Source organism: Paraburkholderia denitrificans, assembly GCF_042655705.1.
Lineage (GTDB): Bacteria > Pseudomonadota > Gammaproteobacteria > Burkholderiales > Burkholderiaceae > Paraburkholderia > Paraburkholderia denitrificans.
In genome coordinates this window covers 214,393-226,563 of the sequence record NZ_JBHSMP010000007.1, presented here as the reverse complement: position 1 = coordinate 226,563, position 12,171 = coordinate 214,393, and the positions used below count along the sequence as shown (strand labels likewise).

13 protein-coding genes are annotated in these 12,171 nt (G+C 64.4%); 2 read left to right on the top strand and 11 right to left on the bottom strand.

The features are described from left to right. Positions 1-25 precede the first annotated feature (25 nt). Positions 26-598 (bottom strand): flavodoxin, encoded by a 573-nt coding sequence (locus tag ACFPTO_RS04325; protein WP_377709716.1) that lies wholly within the window; start codon positions 596-598, stop codon positions 26-28. 52 nt (positions 599-650) lie between these two features. Continuing rightward, positions 651-1,640, bottom strand: a complete 990-nt coding sequence (locus tag ACFPTO_RS04320; RefSeq protein WP_377709714.1) for an aldo/keto reductase — start codon at positions 1,638-1,640, stop codon at positions 651-653. A gap of 89 nt (positions 1,641-1,729) precedes the next feature. On the opposite strand from ACFPTO_RS04320, the gene ACFPTO_RS04315 reads away from it, so the two are divergent. Then, the gene (locus tag ACFPTO_RS04315; protein ID WP_377709712.1) at positions 1,730-2,623 is read left to right on the top strand and encodes a LysR family transcriptional regulator; all 894 of its coding nucleotides are present in this window, start codon (positions 1,730-1,732) and stop codon (positions 2,621-2,623) included. Between the two features lie 353 nt (positions 2,624-2,976). On the opposite strand, the gene ACFPTO_RS04310 is transcribed toward ACFPTO_RS04315, so the two are convergent. Genes ACFPTO_RS04310 through ACFPTO_RS04295 form a run of 4 tightly spaced genes read right to left on the bottom strand, consistent with a single transcriptional unit; the run spans position 2,977 to position 6,543 of the window. Continuing rightward, positions 2,977-3,435, bottom strand: coding sequence for a TrbG/VirB9 family P-type conjugative transfer protein (locus ACFPTO_RS04310; RefSeq protein WP_377709710.1), 459 nt, complete (start codon positions 3,433-3,435; stop codon positions 2,977-2,979). Further along, positions 3,432-4,766: a TraB/TrbI/VirB10 family type IV secretion system protein gene (locus tag ACFPTO_RS04305; RefSeq protein WP_377709708.1), complete on the bottom strand. Its 1,335-nt coding sequence runs from the start codon at positions 4,764-4,766 to the stop codon at positions 3,432-3,434. Before ACFPTO_RS04305 ends, ACFPTO_RS04310 begins: the two co-directional genes overlap by 4 nt. 2 nt (positions 4,767-4,768) lie before the next feature. Then, positions 4,769-5,800 (bottom strand): TrbG/VirB9 family P-type conjugative transfer protein, encoded by a 1,032-nt coding sequence (locus ACFPTO_RS04300; RefSeq protein ID WP_377709706.1) that lies wholly within the window; start codon positions 5,798-5,800, stop codon positions 4,769-4,771. Beyond that, positions 5,797-6,543, bottom strand: a complete 747-nt coding sequence (locus ACFPTO_RS04295) for a VirB8/TrbF family protein (protein ID WP_377709705.1) — start codon at positions 6,541-6,543, stop codon at positions 5,797-5,799. The genes ACFPTO_RS04300 and ACFPTO_RS04295 overlap by 4 nt, the downstream gene beginning before the upstream one ends. 107 nt (positions 6,544-6,650) lie before the next feature. Between ACFPTO_RS04295 and ACFPTO_RS04290 the strand changes: the two genes are divergently transcribed. Then, the gene (locus tag ACFPTO_RS04290) at positions 6,651-6,890 is read left to right on the top strand and encodes a hypothetical protein (protein WP_377709703.1); all 240 of its coding nucleotides are present in this window, start codon (positions 6,651-6,653) and stop codon (positions 6,888-6,890) included. A 6-nt stretch (positions 6,891-6,896) separates the two neighbouring features. Here ACFPTO_RS04290 and ACFPTO_RS04285 read toward each other — a convergent pair whose 3' ends face one another. Genes ACFPTO_RS04285 through ACFPTO_RS04265 form a run of 5 tightly spaced genes read right to left on the bottom strand, consistent with a single transcriptional unit; the run spans position 6,897 to position 12,164 of the window. Next, entirely contained in the window at positions 6,897-7,925 is a 1,029-nt protein-coding gene (locus ACFPTO_RS04285; RefSeq protein WP_377709702.1) for a type IV secretion system protein, read from the bottom strand. 58 nt (positions 7,926-7,983) lie between these two features. After that, positions 7,984-8,268, bottom strand: a complete 285-nt coding sequence (locus tag ACFPTO_RS04280) for a hypothetical protein (RefSeq protein ID WP_377709700.1) — start codon at positions 8,266-8,268, stop codon at positions 7,984-7,986. Positions 8,269-8,279: 11 nt separating this feature from the next. After that, positions 8,280-9,083, bottom strand: a complete 804-nt coding sequence (locus tag ACFPTO_RS04275) for a conjugal transfer protein TrbJ (RefSeq protein ID WP_377709698.1) — start codon at positions 9,081-9,083, stop codon at positions 8,280-8,282. Further along, the gene (locus ACFPTO_RS04270; RefSeq protein WP_377709696.1) at positions 9,076-11,787 is read right to left on the bottom strand and encodes a VirB4 family type IV secretion system protein; all 2,712 of its coding nucleotides are present in this window, start codon (positions 11,785-11,787) and stop codon (positions 9,076-9,078) included. The genes ACFPTO_RS04275 and ACFPTO_RS04270 overlap by 8 nt, the downstream gene beginning before the upstream one ends. Beyond that, positions 11,781-12,164, bottom strand: coding sequence for a VirB3 family type IV secretion system protein (locus tag ACFPTO_RS04265; RefSeq protein ID WP_377709695.1), 384 nt, complete (start codon positions 12,162-12,164; stop codon positions 11,781-11,783). Before ACFPTO_RS04265 ends, ACFPTO_RS04270 begins: the two co-directional genes overlap by 7 nt. Positions 12,165-12,171: the final 7 nt, after the last annotated feature.

Here is a 12,171-nt window from a genome sequence, read left to right as displayed (position 1 = left end):
AAGTCGAGGGCGGCATGTGGTGTGCTCAGGACGCGCCGGATGCTCTGGTCAGGCCGGCCTCGTTGAGCCACTCGTTGACGGAATTCATCGTCCTGCGCTCCTGATCCGCCTCCATCACGAACGGACTGCGCAGCTTTGCACGAGGCGCGTGGCTGGCGAGTACCGACTGACTGTTCCCGAGGCCGTAGCCCCCGTGAGTGATGAAGGGGATCAGCGTCCTGCCGGACAGATCGTGTGCCGAAAGAAAGGCGCGGATGACCGGCGGCGTGGTTTCTCCCCAGATCGGGACCCCCAGGAACACTGTGTCGTAGTCCTTCATGTTGGACACGCCGGTCTGAAGCGCGCGCTCACGGCCACTGTCGCGCTCCTGCCGCGCCTGTTCTACCGTCGCCAGATAGTCCTCCGGATAAGGCAAGGCAGGCCGGATCTCGAACAGGTCGGTGTTGAGCGATCGATGGATCAGGCCGGCGACCACCCGCGTGTTGCCGGAGCGGGAAAAGTAGGCCACGAGCGTGCGCGATCCGGTGCGTCGCTGCTCACTACCCGAACCTGACGTTGCCGCGATGCCGGTCAGGGGAAGCGTCGCGAGTGCGGTCATGAGCGTTCGGCGGAAATGGTCCGCGGGCAATGACATCGAGGCTTCTCCTGACCTACCGCCCCACGCGCGCCTGTAGCGCGGCGGGGTAGCGGTCGCCCTGGATCTGGACCTGTTCCAGAACGCTGGCGATCATGCGCAGGTCGTCACCGGACAGTTCCACCGATGCAGCGCCGAGGTTCTCTTCGAGCCGGTGTAGTTTGGTGGTGCCGGGGATCGGCACAATCCAGGGCTTCTGCGCGAGCAGCCACGCCAGTGCTATCTGGGCAGGCGTCACGCCCTTGTCCGTGGCAATCTTGCCGAGCAGGTCCACCAGCGTCTGGTTCGCCTTGAGCGCTTCCTGCGAGAAGCGGGGCACCTTGCTGCGAAAGTCGTCGCTGCCGAAAGTCGCACCTTGCTTGATGGCACCCGTCAGAAACCCCTTGCCGAGCGGGCTGAACGGCACGAAGCCAATGCCAAGCTCTTCGAGCGTCGGCAGGATCTCCGTCTCGGGCTCGCGCCACCATAACGAATACTCGCTCTGCAGGGCCGTGACGGGTTGCACGGCATGGGCACGGCGGATAGTCTGCGCACCCGCTTCGGACAGGCCGAAGTGTTTTACCTTGCCTTCGGCAATCAGATCGCGGACGGTACCGGCCACATCCTCGATGGGCACTGCGGGATCGACGCGGTGCTGGTACAGCAGGTCGATACGGTCGGTGCGCAGGCGCTTGAGCGAGCCTTCGACGGCCCAACGAATGTGATCTGGCCGGCTGTTGAGGATCTGCTGTTTGTTATCGTCGCCGAAGGTGAAGCCGAACTTGGTGGCGATCACCACCTTGTCGCGCACCGGGGCAAGCGCCTCACCGACCACTTCCTCGTTGAGATACGGGCCGTAGACCTCGGCGGTGTCGAAGAAGGTCACGCCGTGGTCCACCGCGGAGTGGATCAGCGACGCGGCCTCCCTGGTGTCCGTGGCAGGCCCATAGCCGTGACTCAGGCCCATGCAGCCGAGGCCAATGGCGGATACTTCGAGCTGGCTGTTGCCGAGTTTGCGTGTGTTCATGATGTCCTCCGGTGAAGGCAACTTTAGACCCCAACGATTGTCGACACTAGATGGCATAATCGGAAAGGGTTTATAACCGGAGCGTATAAATGTCGGTCGAGGGTTACGAGCAACTCGCGATCTTTGCGATCGTGGCGCGCGAGCGCAGCTTCACCCGAGCAGCGGCCAGGCTCGGCATGTCGCAGCCGGCGCTGAGCCGGGCCATGCGGCAACTGGAAGAGCGGCTCGGCATTCGGCTCCTGGCTCGCACCACTCGTAGCGTTTCGGCCACGGAGGCGGGAGAGCACCTGCTGCGTGTGGTGGCTCCACGGTTCGAGGAAATCGATACCGAGCTCGCGCTGCTCAGCCGGTTCCGGGACAAGCCTGCGGGGAGGTTGCGCATCACCGCGGGCGAACATCCGGCGGTCACAATCCTGCAGCCCGCACTCGCGAAAATCCTGCCGGCCCACCCGGATATCCAGATCGAGGTGATCGTGGACTACGGCCTGACCGATATCGTGGCCGAGGGCTACGACGCCGGCGTCCGGTTGGGCGAGCAGGTGGCGAAAGACATGATCGCAGTGCGCATCGGTCCCGACGTGCGGATGGCCGTGGTCGGTTCTCCGGACTACTTCGCCCGGCATCCGCGGCCCAGAACCCCGCGCGATCTCGTCCGGCATAACTGCATTGCCATCCGCCTGCCGACTTACGGCGGCATCTTTCCCTGGGAGTTCGAAAAGAAGGGGGAAGAACTGAAGGTGCGCGTCGAAGGCCAGCTCGTCTTCAACAACATCGCCATGCGCCTCGACGCGGCCCTGAAGGGCATGGGCCTGACCTACATGCCCGAGGATCTGGTAAAGGCGCATATCAGGGATGGCGCATTGATACGTGTGCTCCCGGACTGGTGCCCACCGATCCCTGGATATCACCTCTACTATCCGAGCCGGCGCCAGAGTTCACCGGCTTTTACGGTGTTGCGTGACGGCTTGCGTTACCCCGGCTGATCTGCCAGATACCGCGTATCTGCCATCGGTTCCATCCAGTTGACCGACTTCCCGTCAAGTGTTTTCGCGATGGCAATGTGCGTCATGCCCGTCTTGCGTCTGGCGCCATGCCAGTGCTTGCCCTAGGCGGAATTGAGACGAGAATGACCGGGGCCGGACGGCCTCGCTGCCAAGTCAGTCCCAGCCCGGCTGTGACCATCTGCGTCTGGCCCAGCGGATGTGGGCCGGTCCGTACGGGCATACCGCTCGAACGTCACCGTCGTATCACCAATGCGGGTCGTCTCATCGAGCGCGCCCGGGACGCTGCCTGTGAGTTCGGGTTGGCAGTTGCGTGCCAGCACTATCCGTCCGAATCAACGGCTGATATCTGGGTCCGGAGTACCATTGGCTCGCTGGGGGTCGCTTACCGCAGTTTCCCCCGATGGTCGAACGGATCCGAAGTGAGCCGCACGGGGCGGGCCGCCCGGCGTCTTCCGTACAGCCCGTGCTTCCTGGCCTGCAGCGCGGAAAACAAGCGCGGGATCCATGCGGTCGACGATCACGTAGGGCGGGTCCGGACGCCAGCGCAGAAGCACGAGGCCGCCCGGCATGTCGGCGAATATGGCGGGTACGTGTTTCGGATCGTCAAACTGCAGATAGATCCTCTGACCATCATCGAATACCTGGTATGGCCGGATTTCGGTTGCTCCGCTCATACGCCAGTCAAAATCGTAGAGCGGTCCTGCCAGGGGCGGTGGTTCGGCGCAGGCGGACTGAAGCAGGCATCCGGCGATCAGGACGGTTGCAGAAAACAGGGCGGTGGCGTATTTCATCGATGGCAGCTCCCGTCAGTCACATTGGGCGGCAGCATCATGTCCCGCTGGGTGATGAACGTGATGCGCTGCCCCGGTTCCAGCCGCAGCGTCGGCTGGATGTTCATGTTGCGTTGAAGGATGGTCTGCGTGGTCTGGGACAGCGATTGCGCTGCAGCTTCAGACAGGTCGGTCGACATGCCGCCGTTGATGTTGATCGTTGTGCCACTCGACTGGCCCTGGTTGTGACCGATCCAGGCCGCCACGCCGGCGATCGGGAACGTCGATCCGAAGATCTTGAAAAAATGATTGTTGACGTCGGCGGTCACGCCGGCTTCCCCGTCGGGATCGTTGCCGGTCAGCCCGTCGAGCCGCATCGAGGCGTGGCGGAAGATCATCCGGGTCGCGGCCATCAGCATCAGGTCCTGACCGATTGCCACATCGTTATTCGTGCGGCCCAGAATCCGGGTGCCTTTCGGGATCAGCCTGCAGCCTCCGTCGATGCTGTCGTAGATGTCCCGATCGACCATCGCGCGGAAGGTGCCTGGCATGTCGCTCTTCGCGCCCTGCAGGATCACGGTGGGAACCGGCGTGCCGCCCATCACCATGTAAGGTGAGGTGATCGGGACCGGGACCAGCGGTGCCTCGTCGTTGTTCCCTTCTCCCTGCTGTCTGACCCAGTCGGCGTTGCGATGGTCAGTTGTACTGGAGACGCTCAGGGAGGAAGGCCCCGACGACGCCGTTCCATGACCGCTGCCCGCCGATGAATTGTCTGGAGCAGTCTGCCGCGTCGAGAGTTGCGAGAGGCCATCGGCGATGCGCTCGGGCGAAAGATCCTTTGCGGCGGAAGCGCCGGCGGAGCCACCGCCGGTATCTTCGTAAGCGACGAGTGACTGGCTCTGCATGGCCTCGATCTGCCGCTGCAGTGCCAGGCGATCGGCGTCGCCGGTCCCGGATGAATGGTCGGCATCCCGATAGTTTCGCGGAAGGGGACCTCTATCGTCCCCGGGCGTGCCCTGGGGAATGCCGTCGAGCGGCGTGCCGCCCAGCGGGGCGCTGGCACCGGACGCGGCCTCACCCGCGCGAGCCAGGGCCAGGTTGTGCTGGTCCTCGAGGCGCCTGCGGATCGCATCGGCAGACGCTTTCGGCTGCCGGGCATCCGCCTCGATCTGCTCGCGCTCGCGCCGTTCGGCCGCAGTCTCGTGCGGATGGGACAGCGCATGCACGAGGACGATCGCGAGCAGCGCCGAGCACAGGGCAACGAGCAGCGTCCTGGCGAGGTCGCGGCGAATGCGCGTGAGTTTCGCGGGTTCCTGTGTGAGCGGGGCGCCGCTATTTTCTGGAGCGGCCATGGTCACGACTTCCCGTAGATGTTCTTCATGCGGGCCGAATCACAGCCGAACAGGCCGCATCCATGCCCTCGACCGTTGAAGACCCGGACTTCCTCCTTCCCACGTCTGAGCAGCAGGCCATACGTTGTGATCTGCTGCACCTCGAAGAAGTCGTTGCCCAGCGGAATGAAGCTCGCGATCTCAGCCTGTCCTTTTTCGTCCATCACGAGGATGGCCGGAAGCTCGGCGTGGTGGGGAAACTGCAGATAGGTGAAGCGCCCGTCGTCGAATACGGTCACGGGCGCGAAGGGCGCGCTACCCTCGACCCGATAGTCGAAGTTCGCGTGATCGAGCGTGATACGGGGGCCAGCCGCGCGCACGTCGCCTGATGTGGACGATCCCGGCTGTCCAGCAACGTCTGTTTGCCCGCCTGAATTAGCGCCGGGAACGTTGCCCGGGTACTCGATGCCGAACGGCGAGACCTGTCCCGCTGTCATCTGCGCGTCGGTGTCCAGGTAATGCCAGGAGACGCGTTGGTACGCGGCGTTACTGTCCGATGACCGGAGGTCCAGTTCGTAGCGCCGGCGCGTCGTGATGACCGTGGCCGCATTGTCGAGTGCAGGCAGGCGCGCTTCGATGAACACGTCGCGCTTCGTGAGCGCGGTATGTTCGAGCCAGCGCTTGCCGGTGTCGGACAGGTAGACGCCGACCACCTCTTCGTCAGGACCGAAGACCAGGTGGGTTTCCTCGTTCGTGCGCACCGGCACCGGATACCGGTAGTCGGGATCATAGTCATAGACGACGAGCGACGAATCGTCGGGTGCGGGGTAGGGGCCATTGACGTGGGCGCGGGATGTGGACGGACGGGAGGCGCGCGGACGCGCCGCCGGGGTGTGCTGTGTATTTGCTGTGGACTGCGGAGTAATGGCTGTCACCGCGCTCGCGGGCAACGGCGCAGCAGACGCGGCCCCCGACGCCGTGATTTGTGCCCAGGCTGTGCTCAGGCACGCGGTGAACAGTGCTGCGCCGCACGCGGCAGAGACGACGAGCTTCATTGCGTGGCTCCCGGGTTGACGCCCGCATAGGGCGTGAGGCTGAAATGAGTGATGCGCAGCCCGATCGGGTTGTCCTTCTCTTCGTCGGGTCTCAGCGTTTCCGGCGCGAGCAGGAAGCTGACGGTGAGCAGCATCTGTTTCGGCCGGGACGGCTTGCCGTTCACGCTCTCGATCAGCGTGAAGATCAGGTAGGCAACCTGACCGTCCGGCGAGAACGACGTTGAGTTCTCAACGAATTCGCGGGTGAGCCCAGGCGTCTGCACGACACGCTGTGCAACCGGGTCGGTCACGGTGATGTACGTTTCGAGTTCCTGCGTCGCGGCGCCGGACGTCCAGCCGAATGCCGCCGGTATCTGGCGCGTGAGCGTGTCCTGGCTGTCGGCCTCGATCGTGAACACACGCGAGGCCCACTTCACGAGGAAGTAGCGCCTGTTTGCGGCAGTGACCGAGTAGGTCTCCGCGTAGCGGTCGGAAACCCACACCGCACCGCTTTTCTCGTCATGCTCGACAAAATAGGGGCGGGGGCCGCCGTGTGCGCTCTGCACGATCAGAGCGGCACATTCGCCGGCAGCAATCAGCGCGAAGGCGGCGGCGACCTTGATCGCGAGGCGCTTTTCCCAGATGGGACGCTGGAATGCCGCAAACCAGGCTGAGACAGCCTCTCCGGTGTTCGGCGGAGGCGCGGGATCGACGCCCGATAGTTCGGTACCGGAAGAGGCGGGCGGGACCAGGCGTTTGCGCATCGCTACTCCGACCGGCACGCGCCCGCCCGCAGTGCTACACTGGGATCCAGTTCACCTGCTGCGAGGGTGCAGCCATGGCAAAGTTCAAAATTATCCTGCTGTATTTCGTGCTGCCGATCCTGCTGTTTGCGGCGTTCGTCCTGTACCAGGTCGGCGCACAGCATTTCGGCGTCGCGATGATGCTTGCGGGCGCAATCGCGTTCATTGCCTGGTCGTGGATCAGCACCACGCCGAAACAGATGCGCGATTCGCTTCGCGACGCGGAGGAGCAACGCAGGCAGTCTGATGCTTACTGGAGCAGCATTAATTCGATCCGCGAATTTGAACGTCGGCAACATCGTCATTAGCCTCCGCTACCGGAGTGCCTTGGGAGTAAGGCGTCTTCCGATTACTCCCTTCCCAAACCCGCCGATACCTCCGGCGCCACCGCCGGAAACTAGCCCCTTTGCTATATCGGGTACCTGCCACATCATGAAAGCCCCGACACCGCAGACCAGTGCGAGCGCGAGCATGGCGAGGTAGTTCGTCGCGTAGTAAGCATCGCTGTTCGTGCCGCTCTCGGCGGCCGCCTGCTGCACGAGGCTCTGGATGCCGGGCAGCACACCGCTGTCGACGATCGCCATCATCAGCCACGCGATGACCTTGAAGAGTCCGGCAGAAACGGTGAATTTGAGCCATCCATCAAAAAGGAATTCGCCGGCTGGCAGCACATACCAGGGAATCAATACGGGCCCGAGGCAAAAGGCTATGTCGAGCAGGAACGAACCGAACTGCACGACCACCACGAAGATCATGGTCATCAGGGCGATCGCGATCACCGCGAGTGCCTTCGCGAGGAACGCGAGCAGGATGAGGGGCAGGTTCTTGACGAGCGTCCAGATCGAGTTCAATCCTGCGGAATTCGCGCCGGCGTCGCTCGTCGTGCCGCACACCTGGTGGTCGGTGTTGGGAATCACCACGCCGTTAGGCGTGATGTCCGGCACCTGTTCGCACACCTGGGCGGCTTCCGTGCGTACCCCCTGCATGATGGTCGACGCGGCACTGACGAGTGCCCGCAGCAGGTTGCCGGGATTGCCCTCGCCACCAGACACGCGCGAGGCCATCGTCTGCATGTTGTCGACAAAGTAGGCGTGCACGGTGCCGGACCAGGCGGTGAGCATCACGAGAATCACGGCACAGCGGATCAGATGCCGGAACAGGTTCGCGAAGAAGCCGGGGAAATCGCCTTCGAGCAGCCACAGGAATGTGTGCCAGGTCGCCAGGATCAGGCCGAGTGCTGCCAGCAGGTCCAGGCCGTCGGACACGAAGAGCGTCTGCAGGCTCGTGCCCTTCGCCTGCATCGCAGTGAAGAGCGCGTTGAGCACGGAAATGACGTCGTTCATGGTGCTGCCCTGATCGTTTCCTGGTGGTGTTCTGGACGTGGACTGGTTGAGCGGCCCGCTACCGCAGGGCGCCGCCGAGCCTTAGCAACGCGAGCAGCAAGGCGAGCGGCAGTGCGATCCAGGCCACCGCAAAGACCTGCGGACTCTCGACATGCACAACCAGCAGTCCGACAAGCAGTGAAAGCCGCACGCTGCGGGTGATCCGCCGGTCGAACGTCCACCGGGGATCGCGTTCGTCGGGCGACAGCCGGCTGCGCAGCCGGTATTGCTGCACGGCGTACAGCACCACGCGCAACTCGCAGGGCGTCGTGCAGAGGCGGCAGATCAGCCAGCGCAGCAGCATCGATCGTTCTCCTACTGGTCCTGCAGCAGATCGAAGTCGGGCGCGCCCTGCGTCGTCTGCTGTTCCTGCTGGTTGGCCTGACCGAACGCCGCGGCGCGCGCGGCAGCAAGCTGTGCCGCGTTGCCCTGGGCCTGTGACTGCGCGATGCGATCCTGCATCTGCTGCGCGACCTGGCGCTGCATCAGTGCATGCAGGTCCACCATCTCGCCGGCCAGCACGTTTGACTGCTGGTTCAGCATCTGCAGCCCCTGTACGTTGCCGGTAACACCGGGAATCTGCGACTGGATCTGCTGCAGGTTCTGCGCGCGCTGCGCCAGCGTGTCCAGGTTCTGCATGTCCTGGGTGAGCTGCTGCTGGTAAAGACCGCCACGCGTCGAGGCGAGCGAGGTGTAGGCGGACAGCCACTGTCCGGGCGACATGCCCGTCGTGTTCATTTCCGAGAGGCTGCGGCCAAAGAGCCCGTTCGTCGCACTGGCCGCCTGCTGCAATTGCGTGATGGCGGTCGACAGCGACTGGAAGTTCGTGATCTGCGTGCGGTAGGGGGCGATGGTCTGGTCGATCAGCGAGGTGGGAACCTGCTTCAGGTTCTGGACCATCGTGACGTACTGCTGCAGGCGCGTGATCTGCGCCTGGACGTTCTGCTCGACCATCTGCGCCTGCTGGGCCACCGACGATGCCAGTTCGGCATGGTTCAGCAACTGCGTGATTTCGGTTGCACCACCGTCGAGGCCTCCGCCGGCGCGAGCCGCGCCAGCGTGCAGGACCAGGGAAAGGACAGCGGCGAGCGCAGTGCTGCGAATCGTGGACTTATGCATGGTGGACCTCCTGCTCGAACGCTGAAGTCGCATCCGCACCCGACTGGCTCATCGCTTCCTTGATGTAGCGCGCTTTCCAGTCGGGGTGGCCGGAGTGCAGGTGCCGGTCGAACACGAGCTGCGCGCTCAGTTCCGACCGCAGGATGGCGATCGACACAGGGTCGAGCGGCACCGAGATGCGGCGCGAGGCACCACCCTGTTCCGTGATGAAGTAGTCACGTTTGGCGACGAGCTGCTGGATCGTGCGGATCTGTCCGTCGGACAGGCCAAAATCGCGCTGGTAGGCGGCTTTCGCGGACGGCGTGAAGTTCTCGACGGGCACGAACACCCGCACGAGCACGTTGTCGCGGATCTGTGGCCAGATTTTCGAGGTCGACACCTGCTCGGGCGACTGTGCGTCCATCCATACGCAGCCGAGCTTCTTGCGCATCGTGACGATCCAGTTGCCGATCTGGGTCGCGAACGCGTCGTCGTCCAGCAGGTTCCAGATTTCCGGAAGCATCACGAGCGTAGGGCCGATGACACCGGTGGCGCGGCGTTGCTCGAGCGAGTCCTGGATGCGGTATGTCACGTACGACAGGAACGGCCGGGCGATGGCGGGACTCGCGAGAATCCGGTCCGTCGCCATCGACACCCACCGGCCGGCGTTCGAGCCATGCTCGAAACTGTCGCTCACGTTGTCGAAATAGTGGGCGTGAACGGCGGAGCCCACCCACAGTGCCAGTTCGTCGGCCAGAGGACCGGCAGGCAGGGACGCGTGGACCGTGCGCAGCCGCCACAGGCGCCGGTCGGTGCGGCTGCGCGTGGCAGCGAGCGCGGTTTCCAGTTCGCGACGGTCTCCCGCCGTGACGCGGTAGGTGCCGCGCTGCTGCGCGAGCATCACGATCCATTCGACAAGGAACTCCCGGTGCCGGAGGTCCGCGAGCAGCACGAGCGGATTCATCTGCGCGTGCTCGTCGGCGGAAGTGCCGGCCGCGCCATGATCGAACTGCAGATAACGTCCCCCCTGCAGGATCGTCGGGATGCGCATCGACAGGTCCTTGTCGAACCCGTACAACCAGGCATCGGGATACTTGCGGAACAGCGTCGCGCACAGCAGCATGAAGATCGTCTTGCCAAAGCCGGTGCGTCCGCAGACCAGCATGTGTCCGACATCGGCGAGGAAAGCGGTGAACCAGTAGGGCGTGCCGAATTCGGTCGGGAATGCGGCGAGCGCCGGACAGAGCGTGCCCGTTTCTTTCGTCAGGTGGGCGTTGATCCGGTGCCCGTCCGATACACCGCGCAGCGGTAGCAGCCGAGCCAGTGCGGCCGTGTCGATGAATGACCATCGCGCGCATTCGCGCCACATGCCGGGGATGCTGGTCGCGAAGGCCGAGAACGCGTGCAGGGTCTCGCGTACCGGCGTGAAGTGCGCCGCACGCAGTGCTTCCTCGACAGCCCGGTGTGTGGTGACCGTCTGCGTCCACGCCGCTTCGACCGTGGTGTCGTCATCGAATGGCGTGGTCTCGAAAACCGGCGAGAAGGAAAGCACCGACAGGTTGTAGTACCCATACATCTCCTCGGCCATCTCGACCTTGCCGATGCGCCGGTTCGCATCGTCGGCGGCAGTGGAACGGGACGGGTTCTGGCGTACACCGGACGTGTCGCCGCCGCGCAGCGTGGCGGCCAGCAGCGAGCGCGTGTCGAGGCGTCGCCCCTCGTGATAGCGGCGTACGCTGTCGATGAAGCGCATCGCGGCGGTCGGGGTCGTGAGCCGGAAGCAGTGACTGACCGTGAGCTCGCCCGGCACCTTCAGCAGCCCGTCAAGACTCGTGGGCAGCACGCTGTCCGGCCAGAAGTCGCGGCGGGCCGGAATACCGGCCGCGATCGCGAAACGCTGGCGGCCGTGCGAGTAGAAGTGCAGGTAGTCGTGTCCGGGACGCACCTCGGTGTCGCACATGGCGAGGTCCAGGGCGGGAATGTCCGGAATCGGGGCTGCTGCCAGATCATCGCTGGACGGCGAGCAGCACGCATGCATGAACGCCCCCAGCGCGTTACCGCGAAGCCGGCGGCAGGCCAGCCGCGGGTTGCCTGCGACGAAACCGAACAGGAGGGTTTCGAAAGTCTCGACGACAGCGGCCAGTTCGGACGCCGTGTACGCAAACAGGTACTGGTCGGAGAAGGTGCCGCGCACGGCCTGCGCCAGCGCCTGGATGATGGACATCCGGTCGTGTGTCATCCCGTGCGTGACCTTGCCTGCGAAGCGGTCGATGCCGACGTCGGGCGCCAGCGCGAACGTGACGAAATGACGGTTCGCGTAGTTCGCACCCCGCTCGAAGGTGTCGCGCCGTGCGTCATCGACGCGTTGCGAAATCGGGTCCGGCATCGGCACGCTCAGGTACTGCGCACTGCGGCGGCGGTGCACCGTCCACCACATCGTGACAGGCCGGCGCGCGATGTCTCGTAGCGACGTGATGAAGTTTTCCATCAGTTCGAGGACGTGACCGGTCGAGAGCGCATCGGCATCGGGACCGGAGAACTCATACGTCGCCATGACCGAGGAGTCCTTGTTGACGATCAGCGAGTCGCTGAAGCGGAACAGCCACGGCACCATCTCGGCGGTAGAGCGACGATCGCCGTCGGTGCGCTGCGCGACACGTGCGAGCGGTTCGGCGTCGAACGGGGAGAGGGTCGATGGCGGGCGCGCGACAGATGGCTTCAGCATGGCATGCCTCGCGCGAAGCCTTTTGGACGGGCATTGATCTTCTGACGCAGCAACGCCCGGGGCTCGTAGTAGTCGCCCTGACGGCTGTATTTCGTGTAGCAGCGGATCTGGTCCGGGTCGCGCCGTACCGCGAGCCAGAGCACCGGATGCGTGACCAGTACCGCGAGAAGCACCCAGCCGTTGCGCAGGCCCGCGGCGAATGTGACGACGATGGCCGCCTGGGCGATGCACCACTTGCGGTCGATGCCGAGCAGCAGGAACGGTTCGAGCATGGTCTTGCGGATGCGCGCCGAAAGTGGATTCGGCGGGTCCGAAGGATCCTGCGGATCGAGCGGTTCACCGGAGCCGTTGCGGGTATCGGAGCGAAGTGCTTCCATGCCGGCC